This is a genomic window from Pseudomonas ceruminis (assembly GCF_021602025.1).
Classification (GTDB): domain Bacteria; phylum Pseudomonadota; class Gammaproteobacteria; order Pseudomonadales; family Pseudomonadaceae; genus Aquipseudomonas; species Aquipseudomonas ceruminis.
In genome coordinates, this window is sequence record NZ_BQHW01000001.1 from 1 (window position 1) to 16,772 (window position 16,772).

The 16,772-nt window shown below is 61.9% G+C and carries 12 protein-coding genes and 1 pseudogene; 7 read left to right on the plus strand and 6 right to left on the minus strand.

The genetic code is table 11. The annotated features are described in order from the left end of the window. Positions 1 to 2,059: 2,059 nt before the first annotated feature. Entirely contained in the window at positions 2,060 to 3,067 is a 1,008-nt protein-coding gene (locus L6D80_RS00010; protein WP_176513250.1) for a zinc-dependent alcohol dehydrogenase family protein, read from the minus strand. Between the two features lie 260 nt (positions 3,068 to 3,327). Between L6D80_RS00010 and L6D80_RS00015 the strand changes: the two genes are divergently transcribed. The 4 genes from L6D80_RS00015 (at position 3,328) to L6D80_RS00030 (ending at position 6,902) form a co-directional block, all read left to right on the plus strand. After that, complete coding sequence (locus L6D80_RS00015; protein ID WP_176513252.1) at positions 3,328 to 3,963, plus strand: cysteine hydrolase family protein; 636 nt, start codon at positions 3,328 to 3,330, stop codon at positions 3,961 to 3,963. Between the two features lie 18 nt (positions 3,964 to 3,981). After that, the gene (locus L6D80_RS00020; protein ID WP_176513254.1) at positions 3,982 to 5,559 is read left to right on the plus strand and encodes an aldehyde dehydrogenase (NADP(+)); all 1,578 of its coding nucleotides are present in this window, start codon (positions 3,982 to 3,984) and stop codon (positions 5,557 to 5,559) included. A 129-nt stretch (positions 5,560 to 5,688) separates the two neighbouring features. Next, positions 5,689 to 5,976, plus strand: coding sequence for a hypothetical protein (locus L6D80_RS00025; RefSeq protein ID WP_176513256.1), 288 nt, complete (start codon positions 5,689 to 5,691; stop codon positions 5,974 to 5,976). Further along, the gene (locus tag L6D80_RS00030; protein WP_219824811.1) at positions 5,973 to 6,902 is read left to right on the plus strand and encodes a YncE family protein; all 930 of its coding nucleotides are present in this window, start codon (positions 5,973 to 5,975) and stop codon (positions 6,900 to 6,902) included. Before L6D80_RS00025 ends, L6D80_RS00030 begins: the two co-directional genes overlap by 4 nt. Before the next feature lie 73 nt (positions 6,903 to 6,975). On the opposite strand, the gene L6D80_RS00035 is transcribed toward L6D80_RS00030, so the two are convergent. Beyond that, positions 6,976 to 7,167 carry a hypothetical protein gene (locus L6D80_RS00035; protein ID WP_054902623.1) on the minus strand — a complete coding sequence of 64 codons (192 nt, stop codon included), beginning with the start codon at positions 7,165 to 7,167 and terminating at the stop codon, positions 6,976 to 6,978. 281 nt (positions 7,168 to 7,448) lie between these two features. Between L6D80_RS00035 and L6D80_RS00040 the strand changes: the two genes are divergently transcribed. From L6D80_RS00040 to L6D80_RS00050, 3 genes are read left to right on the plus strand one after another with little or no spacing between them, the layout of a single operon-like run. Further along, positions 7,449 to 8,705, plus strand: coding sequence for an HlyD family secretion protein (locus L6D80_RS00040; RefSeq protein WP_176513258.1), 1,257 nt, complete (start codon positions 7,449 to 7,451; stop codon positions 8,703 to 8,705). Then, positions 8,702 to 10,828: a peptidase domain-containing ABC transporter gene (locus tag L6D80_RS00045; RefSeq protein ID WP_054902621.1), complete on the plus strand. Its 2,127-nt coding sequence runs from the start codon at positions 8,702 to 8,704 to the stop codon at positions 10,826 to 10,828. The genes L6D80_RS00040 and L6D80_RS00045 overlap by 4 nt, the downstream gene beginning before the upstream one ends. After that, entirely contained in the window at positions 10,825 to 12,171 is a 1,347-nt protein-coding gene (locus L6D80_RS00050) for a TolC family protein (RefSeq protein WP_371418648.1), read from the plus strand. Before L6D80_RS00045 ends, L6D80_RS00050 begins: the two co-directional genes overlap by 4 nt. A gap of 1 nt (position 12,172) precedes the next feature. Here the strand turns inward: L6D80_RS00050 and L6D80_RS00055 are convergent, their stop codons facing one another. The 4 genes and pseudogenes from L6D80_RS00055 to L6D80_RS00065 all read right to left on the minus strand — a co-directional run bounded on the left by L6D80_RS00055 (position 12,173) and on the right by L6D80_RS00065 (position 16,691). Then, positions 12,173 to 13,132: a cation diffusion facilitator family transporter gene (locus L6D80_RS00055; RefSeq protein WP_054902619.1), complete on the minus strand. Its 960-nt coding sequence runs from the start codon at positions 13,130 to 13,132 to the stop codon at positions 12,173 to 12,175. A 75-nt stretch (positions 13,133 to 13,207) separates the two neighbouring features. After that, the gene (locus tag L6D80_RS30190; RefSeq protein ID WP_371263316.1) at positions 13,208 to 13,963 is read right to left on the minus strand and encodes a methyl-accepting chemotaxis protein; all 756 of its coding nucleotides are present in this window, start codon (positions 13,961 to 13,963) and stop codon (positions 13,208 to 13,210) included. 102 nt (positions 13,964 to 14,065) lie between these two features. Further along, positions 14,066 to 15,274, minus strand: a pseudogene (locus tag L6D80_RS30195) (cache domain-containing protein); the annotation flags it as partial. A gap of 64 nt (positions 15,275 to 15,338) precedes the next feature. Beyond that, the gene (locus L6D80_RS00065) at positions 15,339 to 16,691 is read right to left on the minus strand and encodes an APC family permease (protein ID WP_054902617.1); all 1,353 of its coding nucleotides are present in this window, start codon (positions 16,689 to 16,691) and stop codon (positions 15,339 to 15,341) included. Between the last annotated feature and the right edge of the window lie 81 nt (positions 16,692 to 16,772).

Consider the following 16,772-nt stretch of genomic DNA (forward strand, 5'->3'; position numbering starts at 1 on the left):
TACACCTAAGCCTTCGTCGGCAGCGTCAGATTGGTATAAGAGACAGGTCCAGTAATGGTCCAGGGGTAGAGAACTCGGTGGCTGTTTATGTGGACGGCGTCTATCAAGCCACCAAGTCATCGGCGATCTCTGATATCACCGATGTTGAAAGAGTCGAGGTACTCAAAGGACCTCAGGGCACGCTCTTCGGGCGCAATGCTTCCGGTGGCCTGATTCATATCATGACCAAGGACCCGACCTATGAACCTGAAGGCAGGATCAAGGTGGGTTACGCCAATTACGATACCCGCACCACAAGCGGTTATGGCAGCCTGGGCCTGAGCGAGAATGTCGCCGCCAATCTGTCTTTTTCGGTGTCCGATCAAGGCAAAGGGTGGGGCAAGAACGAATTTAACGGCAAGGACGTCAACGCTACCGACAAAGGTAATGTGCGCAGCAAACTCCTGTGGGATATCAATGATTCCACCAGCTTGCTGCTATCGGCGGATTACGCCAAGTTCGACAGTTCGGTGGGCCTGTCTATCCGGCCATTCAAAGGGCTTAAACCGAGGTGGGGCAGTGTCTACACCGGTGGCGATTACGACATCAACTCAGACGCCCAGCCCTCGCTCAAGTCAAACGCAGGCGGCGTGAGTGCGAAGCTCCAGCACTATTTTGATTCCGCGGTTCTCACCAGCACCACGGCCTGGCGCGACAGCAACTATGAGTTCGTGGCGGAAGGTGACGTTACGCCGACCCCTTTCCTCGAAACGAACATCAAGGTGAACGAGAAACAGTTCTCTCAGGAGTTTCAGCTCAGTGGGGGGGATGCCACATCGTTGCAGTGGACGACTGGGGTGTACTACTTCAATTACAAAGGGGACCAATTATCTGTAAGGAGCGGGCTGAATTTCCCGACGCTTCGTAGCAGCGTCACTCATGGCTGGCAAGATGCAGAGTCATTCGCCGTTTACGGCCAGGCGACGCAAGCTCTTTCCAGTCGCGACCGGCTCACCTTCGGCACGCGTTACACATGGGAATGGCGGGACCTTTCTGGTTATAACCAGAGCAACTTCCTTGATGGGCGGGCAATCCGGTCTCGTGTACCCGGCCAAGAGGAAACCTTCAAAGAACCCAGCTGGCGTGTCGCCTACGAACACGACTTCTCTGACGATGTGCTTGGCTATATCAGTTATAACAGGGGGTTCAAGAGCGGTACCTTCAACGTACTGAGCCTCACCGCTGCAGCAGTAGAGCCGGAAATTGTCGACGCTTACGAAACGGGTCTCAAGACGCAATGGGCTGACAATAAGGTCAGGCTCAACGCCTCGATGTTCTATTACGATTTCAAGGACATCCAACTGAGCTCATTCACCCCAAGTGGGCAGACGCTGCGCAACGCTGCCGCTGCGGACATCTATGGCGTCGACGTCGATCTTGAGGTTGCGCCAACGCCGCAACTGCGCCTGACGCTGTCCGGTGAATGGCTGCATGCGCGCTACACGTCGTTCCCCGATGCGCCGGGGGCTCGGCCGCTGCCCGGCGGTGGCAACGCAGTGACACCCACCGATGCGTCCGGTAACGATATGGTCCGCGCTCCGCGCTGGAGTGCCAATGCCGGGGTTCATTACAGCATCCCAGTGGCGCTCGGTGTGGTCGATCTGAGTGCAAACTACAGTTACACCGCCAAGGTCTATCACGAAGCGGATAACTACCTGTATCAACCTTCGCTGGGTTTGGTGGGCGCGGATATTTCATGGTCGCCGGACGACAAGTTCAAGGTTTCGCTGTGGGGGCAGAACCTGACGAACGAACTCTACTATAACCTCATCTCCGCCAACCCATCGGCCTCGCTCGCTGCGGTGGGCGAACCCAGGACCTTTGGCGTTTCTGTGGAGCAAAAATTCTAGAGGATGGCGCAATCTTCTGGTCAGGTTGCCGGCCACCATCAGGGTAATCAAGCCGCCTTGCTCCATAGCGATGGGCAACCGGTAAGTTGTTGTAGCTATGGAGCCTGAGCGCTCGGCAGGCACCCATTCTGATTTGAGGGGCGCCGAACGAGCGCTCTGTACAGGCCTGGTCAGATAGACAAACACACCTTGCCGAAGTGCTTGCCGGCTGCCTGGTGGCGGAATGCGTCGGCAATCTCTTCAAGTGCAAACGTGCGATCGATTACAGGCTTGATGCCGTTTGCGTCGATCGCGCGAATCATGTCGATCTGGTGCCTGCGGCTGCCAACGATCAGCCCCTGCAGTGTCTGCTGACGGCGCATCAGTTTAGCCGTCGGCACCTGCCCGGCGAAGCCGGTCAATACGCCGATCAGTGCGATGTGACCACCAATGCGGCACGCGCGGATCGACTGGCCAAGCGTGTCCGGGCCGCCCACTTCGATAATGTTGTCGACACCCCGACCACTGGTGATCTCGAGTACCTTTGCGGCCCAGTCGGCATCGCGTTTGTAGTTGATGAGGTGATCGGCACCGAGCGCCCGGGCCTTTTCCAGTTTCTCGTCGGAAGATGACGTGGCGATCACCTTTGCCCCCATCTGCTTTGCAAACTGCAGTGCAAAGATCGAGACGCCACCCGTGCCTTGAACGAGCACGGTGTCGCCTGCTTTCAGCGAGTAGTCGACAGCCAGCCCACGCCACGCGGTCAGCCCGGCAGTGGTCAACGTCGCAGCTTCTGCATGGCTGTAGCCTTGCGGTGCATGCGTGAACCACTGCGCGGGCCGAACGACGATTTCGCGAGCGTATCCGTCGGCACCATCACCCGGTGTCGTCGAAAAATCCGCCAGCGTCGGGCCACCGTCGAGCCAAGTCGGAAAGAAGGTCGATACAACGGCATCACCAACTGCGAACGCCGTTACGCCCTCACCAATGGCTTCGACGATACCCGCGCCATCCGACATCGGGATGCGGCCTTCGGCGGTGCGCAAGCGGCCAGTGACAACCCCCAGGTCATGGGCGTTTAGCGAACTTGCGTGGATGCGCACGCGGATTTCACCCGCGGCCGGGGCGCCGGGATCGGCAAGATTCGTCAATATGAGATTGGCCAGGCCGGCGGGCTGGCGCAAGGTAATGGCTTTCATGAAAACAACTCCTGACGGTCGATTGATGTGATCGCATGTGCAGGGGGCGATCCCCGCCGCTCACGATGGCTAGACTTAAATCGGTGCAAGCGGCGGTTTATCGGGAAATCCCCGCATCTGTTGACTCTATGATTTTCATAGTGATAGATTTTGCTCGCTGCATTCGATTTGTGCAATACCACGAGCGCCCGTCCAAAGCGGTCCCGGGTCGAATGTCTAACGCGCCACTGTTCGCAACTATCGCCTGACTGGAGAACGAAATGACCAACCCCGTATATCGCGCGGAACGTACTGGTCTGCTGCTGGTTGACCCGTACAACGATTTTCTCTCGGACGGCGGCAAGCTGTTCCCGATGCTCAAGGACGTCGCTGATGAAGTCCGTTTGCTGGAGAACCTGCGCAACATCGTCGTAACCGCCCGAGCGAGCGATATCCAGGTGTTCTACGTGCCGCATCGTCGCTGGCAGCCGGGCGATTACGACAACTGGGACCATCCAAACCCCACCCAGCGTCTCGTGCAGCACCGCCACACCTTTGCCAAGGGCACGTGGGGTGGTGAATGGCACCCCGATTTCGTTCCGCAGGACGGCGACATCATCGTTCAGGAACACTGGGGCCAAAGCGGCTTCGCCAATACCGATCTCGACTTCCAGTTGAAGCAGCAAGGCATCACGCACGTGATCGTCATCGGCCTGCTTGCCAACACCTGCATCGAGTCGACGAGCCGCTTTGCGATGGAACTGGGCTACCACGTCACGCTGGTGCGCGACGCAACCGCCGCGTTCAAGAAGGAAATGATGCATGCCGCACATGAACTGAACGGCCCCACCTTCGCTCACGAAATCCTGACGACAGCCAATCTCATCGCTGCCCTCAACACTGGCACCGCCGCCTGACTTTTGAAGAGAACCACTATGAAGCTCACTGGCAACCTGCTCATTGGCGCCCAGGAAGTGTCCGCAACCGCCGGCACGATGAAGGCGCTGAATCCTGCAACCAACACCGAGATTGAACCGACGTTCGCGTTTGGCGGCAGGGCGCAAGTCGAGCGTGCCGCTCAACTCGCCGACGACGCCTTCGACAGCTACAACGCTACGACTCTGGCCGCACGCGCCGCCTTCCTGGAGCGCATCGCCGACGGCCTTGATGCGATCGCGCCTGAACTGGCGCAACGTATCTCACTTGAAAGCGGCCTGCCGGTTGCGCAACTCGAGGGCGAAGCGGCGAAATCTGCGCTTCAGTTTCGCCAGTTCGCGACGGTCGTCCGCCAAGGACGCTTTCGCCAGGCGACCGTGGATCCCGCTCAACCCGACCGTCAACCGCGCGCACGGATGGACCATCGCTTACAGAAGATTGCGTTGGGCCCGGTTGCCATCTTCGGCGCGAGCAACTTCCCTATCTCCTATTCGGTGGCAGGCGGTGATACAGCTTCGGCGCTGGCGGCTGGCTGCCCGGTCATCCTCAAGGCACACAATGCCCATCCTGGTGGCTCGGAAATGATGGGGCGCGTGATCCAGCAGGCTGTCAAAGATTCAGGTTTGCACGAGGGCGTATTCTCGCTCGTTCGCGGTGGTGGTAATGAAATCGGCGAGGCGCTGGTTGATCACCCGCTCATCAAGGGGGTGACCTTCACAGGGTCTGAAATTGGCGGTATGGCGTTGTACCGGCGCGCCCAACTGCGCCCTGATCCAATTCCCGTTTTCACCGAAATGACCAGCGTTAACCCGACATTCGTGCTGCCATCGGCGCTGGCTGCACGCGGTGCTGTGATTGGCGACGGGTTCGCCGAGCGCATGTTGGTCACCGTTGGCCAGGCGTGCCTGAAGCCTGCGATTCTGCTGGCTATCGATGGCCCCGGCTATGTCGAACTGAAGAACGCCATGATTGCCCGCGTCGAAGCCATGCAAGCGCGCACCATGCTGACGCCCGGCATCAATAACGCGTACCGCAAGAACGTCGAGCGGCAGGCCGCAGCAGGTGCCCAGCGCATCGCGGCGGGCGGTGAATCGCAAGGCGCGTGGGATGGGCAATCGGTGCTCTTTGAGGTTGACGGTGCACACATGCTCGATGATGCAACGCTGTCGGAAGAGGTGTTCGGTCCGGCTGCGTTGCTGGTGCGTGTGAAGGATGTCGAGCAATTGGTTGCGATCGCCAAGCAGTTCCGTGGCCAGCTGTCTGCGACGATGCAGATCGACCAACCCGACCATGCGCTTGCTGCGCGCCTGTTGCCAATTCTTGAGCGGCGCACCGGCCGCATTGTCGTCAATGCGTTTGCCCATCCGCAGGAAGTGTCCTATGCGTCGATCCACGGCGGGCCGTTTCCGGCAACGTCCGACAGCCGCTTCACCTCAGTCGGCATGAGTGCAATCGAGCGCTTCCTGCGGCCCGTTTGCTATCAGGGCTTTCCAGACGACCTGCTGCCAGAAGCATTGAAGCACGACAACCCGTGCGATCTCTGGCGAGTCGTCGATGGCGAGTTGTCGAAGGATTGACTCGAACCCCATAAAAACAAGCAACCCACGCATTGTGCAGGTCGCAAATCCGTGGGCTGCTTGGGTAATGCAGGCTGGATGACCAATGTCGGTGCGATGTAGGTCAGCAACCAGGTTAAAGGAGTTGTGATGCAGTTTCTGTTTGCCATGCGAGTCAAAGAAAACGCCGCGCCCGTCACCACCGATCAGCTTGAAACGGAGGTTGCGTATGTCCGGACGATTTACGCGAGCGATACGCTTCGACAGATCTGGTCTCGCACAGACGTGGCAGGTGCATGCCTGCTGATCGAGGCGGAAAACGAAAGCACGGCACGCGCTGCGATCGAAGCGTTACCGCTGATGAAGGCCGATAAACTCGAAATCCAGACGTTCATCCCGTTGCGTCCTTATCGTGGTTTTGCGCAGGGTAGTCGATGATGAACCCGGCGTATCAGGAAAACCACGGCGAGCCGGTAAGCGCATTGGATAATGTGCGTCTGTACTTCCTCGACCATGGCGGCAATCGCGTGCTTTCGGCCATGAGCGACGGCAGCAACATCAAGGTAGTGGTCGAGGAGTGCTGTTCAGGCCCCGACGGAATAGCCATCGATTCCGATCGAGGCCACCTCTACTGGACCAACATGGGAGAGCCCTCTCGCAACGACGGCTTCATCATGCGTTGCGACCTCGATGGCGGCAATGTCACGACCATCGTACCGCCCGGCAAGACGCACACGCCGAAGCAACTTGTCATCGAACCGAGTGGTTCGCATCTGTACTGGTGCGACCGCGAAGGTATGCGCGTGATGCGTTGCAGACTGGACGGATCATCGCTGGAGACGCTCGTGCAGGCGGGCTATGGCGCTCATGATCAGGCCGATGCACGAAACTGGTGTGTCGGAATCGCGCTTGATCTCGAGCGCCAGCACTTATACTGGACGCAAAAAGGCGCTGCGAAGTCAAACACCGGGCGGATCCTCCGTGCGCCACTGAATCCAATTCACAAAGGTGTATTGAGCGCCTCTCGCGATGATATCGAGACGTTGTTCAACGGCTTGCCCGAGCCGGTTGATCTCGAACTGGACATGACGACCATGACCCTTTACTGGACCGATCGAGGTGCACTGCCTTTCGGCAATACACTGAATCGAAGTCGATTGCAGGAGTGTGGCGTGACTAAGTTGCACTCCGAGGTACTCGCTGCGGGGTTCAACGAGGCCATCGGTCTGTCGGTGCATGCTGCTCAGAATGTTGCTTATGTAAGCGACCTGGGCGGAGCAATCCATCGGGTCGCGCTCGACGGATCCCGTCCTTCAGTCATCCTGCGCAATGCGGGCAAACTGACAGGGATCGCTGCGATGTGAGCGTTGTACTGAGAGTTGGGCCACGTAGGTGGCCCTGGCTACACGCCTTACGAGGTGTGTCGTGCGTTGCCGTTCAGCAGCCCACGTCCACCTCTACGTAGTCGTGATAGCCCCCTTCTTTGCCCCAGCTCAGATGCGCTTTTTCACCCTGGCCGTAATCGACGAAGTCGAGATTTACATAGTATCCAAATGCCCCAAGCCCACCGCTGACTTGATCCAGTTCCTGCTCATTCAGCGTACGGACTACGTTCGATGCACTGTTCATGGCCTGCGTCCTCGTTTCAGTTTGTGTTGTTCCGTCATCGGCAAACCCGGTCGATCGGGTTTGTGGAATGATGAGAACTGAACGCGCGAGCGGGCAATAGAACGGGTGGCCTAATGTCCAGTTGCCACTTTGTGATCCCGTTCACGCCGCGCGGATGCCGTGCGGCGCCTTAGTGCATCTGTACTAGTGTGGGGCGGTGCTGGCCCGTATAGGCTGGCGAAGCCTCGCGGCCGGACCCGCGGCGGGGGTACTTCGCAACTGCCAGCAGCGTAGGCCAGGGAATGCTATTTCGTAAGGAAGCTCTGCAATCAGGCACGCAAAAAGACCTGGGCAGCGTGATCGTGGTGTCGCCGCCTTCGTTGCGCGTGGCCAGCGCCTGTGCATTGCTGTTCTGCATCGTGCTGGTGCTGTTCATGACCTTCGCCAGCTATACCCGCCGCGAAGCCGTGACCGGCGTGCTGGTGCCCGAGGGCGGGCTGATCAAGGTATTCGCACCTCAGGTGGGTGTGGTTCAGGACTTGTTGGTCACCGAGGGCCAGCAGGTACAGGCCGGGGCGACCTTGCTGACGTTGGTCAGCGATACCCAGAATGGCGAGGCCGGTGCAAACCAGGATGCCATCAGCCGCCTGATTGCCCGGCGCAATAACAGCCTCGCCGATGAGATGGCCGAAACCCGCGTGCTCCACCAGCAGGAGCGCGAGGGCAAGCAGCGCCGCCTAGCGATGCTGGAGGGCGAGCAGGAGAAGGTCGCCGCGCAAATAGCGCTGACCCGCCAGCGCCTGACACTGGCGCAGGGCATCGCCGAACGGTACGCCGACTTGCAACGCCAGGACTTCGTCTCACGCGATCTGCTGCAGGCCAAGCAGGACGCAGTGCTGGAGGTGCGCCTGCGGGCTGAAGAACTGAACCGTTCGCTATTGGCCCTGCGTAACGACAGCGCTGGCCTGCGCGCCGAGCTGGCGGAACTGCCTTTCAACCAGACCAAGCAACTGGCAGACCTACAGCGCCGCCTGCTGGAAAGCCAGAGCAACCTGCTCGAAAGCGAGGTCAAGCGCCAGGTGGTGATTACCGCACCCGCTGCCGGCGAGGTAACGGCCATGGGCGTGGTCAATGGCGCCCGCGCCGATGTCAGCCGGCCCTTGTTCAGCCTGGTGCCGCAAGACAGCCCACTGTATGCCGAGCTGTACGTCCCCAGCCGGTCGGCCGGCTTCGTACGCCCGGGGCATGAAGTCATGCTGCGGTACCAGGCCTACCCTTACCAGCATTTCGGCCTTGCTCGGGGCACCGTAGCTTCGGTGTCGCGCAGTGCCTTGCCGGCAGACGAGATCATGACCGTGGGCGCGGCCTCCGAAGCGCTGCGCGAGCAAGGGCCGCTGTACCGGGTCAAGGTCGCCCTCGATCGGCAAAGCCTGTTCGCCAGGGGCAGGGAAGAGCGCCTGCGTTCCGGCATGCAGCTCGACGCCGACATCATGCTGGAAAACCTGCCGCTTTATGAATGGCTACTTGAACCCCTGCGCGGTATAGGAAAGCGCCTTTGACCCTCTCCCAGTCCCTGAGCTTCGGCATCGGCCGCAAGCTCCCTGTGATGCTTCAGGTCGAGGCGGCCGAGTGTGGCCAGGCCTGCCTGGCAATGATTGCCGCCTACCATGGCCAGGTGCACGACATGCACTCCCTGCGGCAAAAACTGTCCCCGTCGATGAAAGGCGTAACGCTCAAGCAACTGATAGCCATGGCCGGTCAGTTGGGGCTGGCCACGCGCCCGCTGCGCCTGGAGCTCGAAGCGCTGGAGCAGCTTCGCTTGCCGTGCATCCTGCACTGGGAGTTCAACCACTTTGTGGTGCTCAAGGAGGTTGGCCCGCGGGGTGTGGTGCTGCATGACCCGGCCCGCGGTGTGCGCAAACTGAGCCTGGACGAGGTGTCCGCCGCATTTACCGGGATTGCCCTGGAACTGTGGCCGCAAAGCGATTTTCAGCCGGGCGAGGCGAAAAGTCAGGTTTCCTTGCGCCGCCTGCTGGGCAGGGTGCAGGGCTTTGGCGGGGTGCTAGGCCATGTGCTGGCCCTGGGCCTTGCGCTGGAACTGTGCATGATTCTTACGCCGTTCTTTTTACAGACGGTGATCGACAAGGTGCTGGTCAGCGCCGACCTGGACCTGCTGGCGGTGCTGGCGCTGGGCTTCGGGCTGTTGCTCGTGGCGCAGCAGGTGCTGTCGCTGGGCCGCTCATGGGCGCTGATGTACCTGGGCACACTGCTGGGCAGCCAGTGGCAGATCAATGTCTTCAACCACCTGGTGCGTTTGCCGGTGGCGTATTTCGAGCGGCGTCACCTGGGCGATATCATTTCCCGTTTCGGCTCTCTGAAGGCCATCCAGCGCACCCTCACCACCTCGTTCATCGAAGCGTTGCTCGACGGGCTGATGACCGTGGTCACGCTGGCCCTGATGTTCATCTACAGCCCCCCGTTGGCCATGATCGCGGTGCTGGCCATGCTGTTGTACGCCCTGGCGCGCTGGGCCTGGTTCGGCCCTCTGCGGCGGGCCAGCGAGGACGAACTGGTGCGCGCCGCCAAGCAGCAGAGCTACTTCCTGGAAACCATGCGCGGGGTGCGTACCCTGAAGCTGTTTGCCCACCAGGAGCAGCGCGCCACCGCCTGGAGCGGCCTGCTGGTGGATGAAATCAATGCCGGCCTGCAGCCGCAGAAACTGCAGTTGTTGTATCGCGCCTTCAACGGCCTGCTGTTTGGCAGCGTGACCTTGCTGGTGATCTGGCTGGGGGCCAAGCAGGTGATCGACGGGGTGTTCAGTGCAGGCATGCTGATCGCGTTCAATGCCTATAAGGACCAGTTCAACAGCCGCGTGGCCGGGCTGATCGACAAGCTGGTCGATGTGATCATGTTGCGGCTGCACGGTGAGCGGCTGGCAGACATCGTGCTGGAAACGCCAGAGCCACGGCCTGCCGCGATACTGGCACCTGCGCCTGATCGCGTGCCACGCCTTGAAGTGCGGCACCTGAAGTTTCGCTATTCGGATCACGAGCCCTGGGTGCTCGATGGGGTTTCGCTGGTGATCGAGCCGGGCGAGTCGGTGGCCATTGTCGGGCCTTCGGGGTGCGGCAAGACCACGCTGCTCAATGTCATGCTCGGGATCCTGCCGCCGGTCGAGGGGCAGGTGTTGCTGGACAACGAGCCTATCGATGCCAGCACGGTCGACCGCTTGCGGCAGATCAGCGCAACGGTGTTGCAGGATGATGTGCTGTTCGCGGGCTCGATCGGCGAAAACATCAGCTTCTTTGCCAGCGAACCCGACCAGGGCTGGATCGAGCAATGCGCGCGGCTGGCGGCGGTGCATGACGATATCGCGCGGATGCCGATGGGGTACAACACCCTGGTGGGCGACATGGGCACCGTGCTGTCGGGCGGGCAGAAGCAGCGCATTCTGCTGGCCCGGGCCCTGTACCGGCGGCCACGCCTGCTGTTTCTCGACGAAGCCACCAGCCACCTGGACATTCAGCGCGAAGCAGCGGTAAACCAGGCCCTGCAAACGCTGAACATCACCCGTGTGATTGTCGCCCATCGGCCAGACACTATTCGCACGGCGCAACGGGTGCTGGTGCTGGTTGACGGGCGCATCGCGAGTGACCGCCGCGAGCCGGGCATTGCACCATGATCATGCGTTGGGCACTGGCCGCAGGGCTGGTCCTGCTCAGCCTGCACTGTCCAGCTGAGGAGCCGTTACAAGCCTGCCCGGGGCCATTGCACCCGAACGAGGCCTTGGCATTGTCCAAGGCCGTGGCCATGGCCCTGTGCGCCGACCCGGAGGTGGCGGCGGCCTGGCGTACGCAATTGAGCAGCCAGGCCAGCATGGAGGCCGAGCGCTCCGCGTACCTGCCCACCGTGCAGGGGCTCGCCAACAGCGGCAGGGCCAACCGCAAGACCCGTTACGATGGCTTTCCTGAAGCCAACTCCAGCCTCGATGCGCGCACCAGCGGGTACGGCCTGAGCCTCAACTGGGTGCTGTACGACTTCGGTTTGCGTGAGGCCCGGGTGGAAAGCGCGCGACAACTGCTGAACGCGGCCAGCAGCAGCCGGGTGGAGAAGATTCAGGCGGTGGTGCTCAATACCAGTAAAGCGTTCTACCAGGTGCAGGCCAGCCGCGCCTTGCTGCAGGCTCGCCGCAGCATCGAAGCGCTCGCCGCCGACAGCCTGCGGGTGACCACGGCCAAGCACCAGGCCGGTGCCGGGGAGCAGGCCGACCGGCTGCAGGCGCAGACCACGTATGAACAGGCTCAGCTCGAACGCGTGTTGGCCGAAGGGGACCTGGCTAGCGCCGAAGGCGCGTTGGCCAGCGCCTTGAACCTGTCGCCTTCGGCCCCGCTGCGCCTGGCGGCGCTAGATGAGCCAGACGGTCAGGAACAAGGCTTCATGGCCAGCGTGGATGCCCTGATGGAGCAGGCCCGGCAAACCCATCCCTCGGTTGAAACGGCCCGCGCCCAGTGGTCATCCAGCCTGGCTCGGGCAGACGCGGAAAGGGCCCAGGGCCGCCCGACGATATCGCTGTACAGCAACTATCGGCACGATGACACGCCGGTCGAACAGGTTGCCTCGCGCCAGCAGATCGAAACCTGGACTGTGGGTGTGCAGGTGAGCGTGCCGATCTTCGATGGCTTTCTCGCCCGGCGCCGGGCACGCGCGGCAGACGAAGAAGCTGGGGCGCGCGAGCAGGACCTGTACAACGCCCAGCGCACCATTGCCTTGAGCGTGTGGCGCAGCCGTCAGGCCCTTGAGGCGCGGACCCAGGCACTGGCGATCAGCCGCCGCCTGGTGGCCAGCGCCAGCCAGTCCCACCGGGTGGCACTGGGGCGCTACAAGGCGGGGGTCGGCAGCATCATCGAGTTGCTGAACGCGCAGAATGACCTGGCCGCCGCGCAGCAGCGGCGGGTGGGTTCGGTGGTCGAGTGGTACACCGCGCGGTTGCAGTTGGCCGCCGACCTTGGGCAGTTGGGCAGGTAACCTACTGCGCCCAGGCTGGGTCGCCGGTGAAGACCACGGTGATCCAGCGATCCGGCCCTTCGCCACCCACCGCATCGCCCACTTCGTCGCGCAGGGCGTCCCATTGGGCAATGGTGCGCGCCGGCATGTCGGTCGGCACGATGAAATACAGCTCGATCTCCCGTGAACGCCCAACCTTGGCCACGTAAGCCCGGTACGACTGCAGCCCGTGCTTGGCGACGAACTGCTGGGCGACGTTGTCGACATGCTGCTTGAGGTCGTTGGGCGTCACCAGGAAGATCTCCGACATCGCTTGGCGTACCACCGACAGCGGCAGGGGGATGATCACCAGGCACACCAGCGCCAGCACTGCCGGGTCGATGTACGGGGACACCCATTCCCACTGTGTGCCCTGTACCGCGTAGCCAAAGCAGAAGGCAATCAGCAAGGCGGCAGTGATGCTGGCTGACATCACCCAGCCTTTGACGTCCATGCGCACGAAGTCCGAGTTCAGCTTGCGGTTGGCGCGGGCCTCGACCAGGGCAATGGTGGCGCAGGCAATTACCGTCAGCACCGCATAGACCATGGCTATGCCGAACTCCAGGTGACGCCCGCCTTCGAGCAGGCTGCTGACGGCGTTGATCAGTGCGTACAGGGCAACGCCGCTGAGCAGTATGCCGTTGAGCGCCAGCACCATCGGCTCCAGGTGCCAGAAACCCATGGTGAAGCGTTCACGCAGCTTGCGCGACATGTGCAGGCTGGTGGCGTGCGAGGTGATCAGCTTGACCACCACCAGCGACAGCCCGCTCATGCTGGCGTCGACCAGCGAATAGACGCCATCGAAGACGATCGAGAACGAACCGGAGGCCAGGCCAAAGGCGATACCGATGGTGGCAATGAACAGGGTGACGGCGATCGAGGTGCGCAGCAGGCCCTGTTCGCTGGTGATGTCGAAGAAGGGCGATCGGGTTGGTGTTTCCATGGGTAGAACTCATTCAAAAGGTGGGTTGCCTGTGCCGGCCTTTCGCAAGCGATCCCGCGAAAAGGCCGGCACAGGCTAGACGCGAAACTGCTCCATCAGCGCCTGCTGCTGGTTGGCCAAGCGGTTCAATGCCTGGCTGATTCGCGCCGATTCGTCTGCTTGGCCAGACAGGGATTCTGTTACATCGCGGATGCCCGCCACGTTACGGTTCACTTCCTCGGCCACCGCGCTCTGTTCTTCGGCGGCCGAGGCGATCTGCAGGTTCATGTCACTGATCACCGCCACGGCTTCGCCAATACGCTGCAAGGCTGGCAGCGCCTGTTCCATTCGCGTGGCGCTGGCCTGCGCCTGACGGTGGCCTTCATGCATGGCGCCCACCACATCCTGGGTGCCTTGTTGCAGGCCTTCGATCACCTGACGGATCTCTTCCACCGAGACCTGGGTGCGTTGGGCCAGGCTGCGCACCTCGTCGGCCACCACGGCAAAGCCACGGCCGGCTTCACCGGCGCGGGCCGCTTCGATGGCGGCATTGAGTGCCAGCAGGTTGGTCTGCTCGGCAATCGCGCGGATTACGTCCAGTACCGAACCGATCTGCTCACTGCGGTCCTCGAGGGCGCGGGCCTCGTCCATGGCGGAATTCATCCCGGCGGCCAACTGGTCGATTGCCTGACGGGTGCTGGCAATCAACTGCAAACCTTCGCGGCTGGCCTGATCGGCGCCACGGGCGGCCTGGGCGGCCTGTGCCGCGTTGTGCGCGACATCCTGGGCCGTCGCGCTCATTTCGTTGGCGGCCGTGGCCACCTGTTCGATCTCGCGCTGTTGCTGCTGCATACCGTTGCTGGTCTGGCTGGCGATGGCCGCCGATTGGTCCGCCGTGCCGCGGGCCTCGAGCAGTGAACCCTTGACCTGGGCAATCACCGGTTGCAGCTTGTCGAGGAAGCGGTTGAACCAACCGCTGAGCTGGCCCAGCTCATCCTGGCGGGCGTAGTCCAGGCGGCGGGTGAGGTCGCCTTCACCGCTGGCGATGTCTTCCAGGCGTGCGGCCACGGCGAGAATCGGACGGGTGACCCCGCGCGCGGTCAGCCAGACCAGCAGCAGGCCGACAACTGCGGCCGCCAGGCCAATCAGCAGGCTGGTGAGGTTGGCGCGCTGGTTGTGCTCGTCCAGGCGCTGGTTGAGCGCTACGGCCGGTGCCTGCAGCACCGCTTCAGGCAACTCAAGCAGCACCTGCCAGGGCGCAGCGTTGGGGATGGGGGCGAACGGCCTGGCAACACGCAGGATGCCGGGGGCCACGTCCTTCTCCAGCGGTTGGCCCAGCTTGCCGGCGTCGCGGCTGTGCCCGGCCAGCAAGCCAGCATTGCTGACGATGCTCACCTGGCCTTGGCCGTCGAACAGCTCCTGACGGCCATCCAGCGCCAGTTGCTGCAGGTTGTCCAGGCCGATGTCCAGGCCGACCACACCGACCACCTTGCCGTTCTCCAGCAGCGGCAGGGCGATGCTGGTCATCAGTACCTGGCGGCCGTTGACCTCGTCGAGGTACGGTTCGAGCATGCAGGCCTTGGCGGTTTCTTGCGGGCAGGTGAGCCAGCGGTTTTTCGGGGCACCATTGGTGCCGATGCTGCTGTCGTCCAGCATCGATTCAGGCATGGCCTCCCGTTCCAGGGTGCCGGGGCGCGGTTGTGACCAGTACAGGGAGAAGCGTCCACGTTCGTTGCTACCAACGGCATCCTGGGCGATGAACTGGCTGTCCTGCTGGTCCAGTGCGTCAGGCTGGAATACCACATAAAGGCCGATCACGTCCGGGTTGCCAGCCAGGGCGGTACGGGCCTGGTGGGTCAGCTCGGCACGCAGGTCGCTGCCACCGTGGGCCTTGAGTACCTGGACCAGGCGAGCAAACCCGTTGCCATATTGGTAGGCATCCACGAAGTAGCGCTGGATGCGCAGAGTCTGGGTTTCGGCATGAGCCTGCAGGCGCAGACGCGCACTGTGTTCGAGCATTTCGCTGTTGGCCTGGCTGACCAGGCCTGCGCTGCGCCGTGCCTGGGTCAGCGAGGTGACCACCAGCAAGGCAACGATTGCCAGCAGGCAGAGGCCGGCGAGCAAGGTGATCTTCCATTGGATGGAGAGGCGACGCAGCGACATGATGGCTTTCCTTTTCAATCAAGTACAACGCCCGCGTTCGGGCGCGGGCGTTGTTGGCGGCGGGTTATTCAGCAACGTAGTTCGGCGGGGCGGCGGTGAACGCCTTGGTCAACCAGGCCAGGTACAGCAACCCCAATAGCGCCCAGATGCCACCGAACATCAGCGAGTGTTCGTTCAGGTCAAGCCACAGCGAGACGATGATGCAGAAGCCGATGGTTGGCAACACCAGGTACATGAGCTTGTTTACCACACCCTGGCGATTGCCTTCGCGCAGGTAACAGTGGTTGATCACCGACAGGTTGACGAAGCTGAACGCCACCAGCGCGCCGAAGTTGATGATCGAGGTGGCCGTGACCAGGTCGAAGAAGATCGCCGACAGCGAAATGAGCCCGACCACCGCAATGTTCAACACCGGGGTTTTGTAGCGCGCATGCAGGCGGGCAAAAATGCCGGCAGGGATCACGTTGTCGCGGCCCATCACATACAGCAGGCGCGACACGCTGGTTTGTGATGCCAGGCCCGAGGCGATGGTGTTGATCACCGTGCAGGCGATGAAGATCGACTGGAACAGCTTGCCACCCACGTACAGGGCGATTTCCGGCAGCGCGGCTTCTTGGTCGTGAAAGCGTGCCATGGTCGGGAAGTAGGCCTGGATGAAGTACGACACGGTGATGAACACCAGGCCGCCGATCAGCGCAGTCAGGAAGATCGCCCGCGGGATGGTCTTGGCCGGGTCACGGGTTTCTTCCGACAGGCAGGTCACCGCATCGAAGCCCAGGAACGAGAAGCACAGGATGGTCGCACCGGCGGCCAGGGCGCTGAACTGGGTCTGGCTGTCGGCAAACGGCAGCAGGCTCCACGCCGTGCCCAGGCCCTCACCCTGGTCCAGGCCACGCACGCAGAGGTAGATGAACACGGCGATGATCGCCACCTGCACGGCCACGAACAGCAGGTTGAAGTGCGCCACCAGGTTGACGCTGCGCATGTTGATCAGGCTGATCAATGTGACGAAGCCAACCACCCACAGCCACGCCGGTACCTCGGGGAACATGGCCGACAGGTAGAGCTTTGCCAGCAGGGCGTTGACCATTGGCAGCAGCAGGTAGTCCAGCAGCGACGACCAGCCGACCAGGAAGCCCACGTGCGGGTTGATCGCGCGCTGGGTGTAGGTATAGGCCGAGCCCGATTGCGGGAAGCGGCGCACCAGGGTGCCGTAGCTCACCGCAGTGAATAAAATCCCGGCCAGTGCCAGGATGTAGGCGCTGGGCACGTGACCGGCAGTAATGCCGGAGACGATGCCGAAGGTATCGAACACGGTCATCGGCGTCAGGTAGGCCAGGCCGATGATGATCACGTGCCAGAGGCGCAGGGTTTTACGGAGTTGGCCGTTGCCGGTGGCGCTGTGATCAGGCTGCATGCTGGTGTGGCTCCTGCTGGGCGTGGACGGCGGACGAGCTGTACTGCGCATGCGGCAAGGGCGAGCGGGTGGGCTCCATGT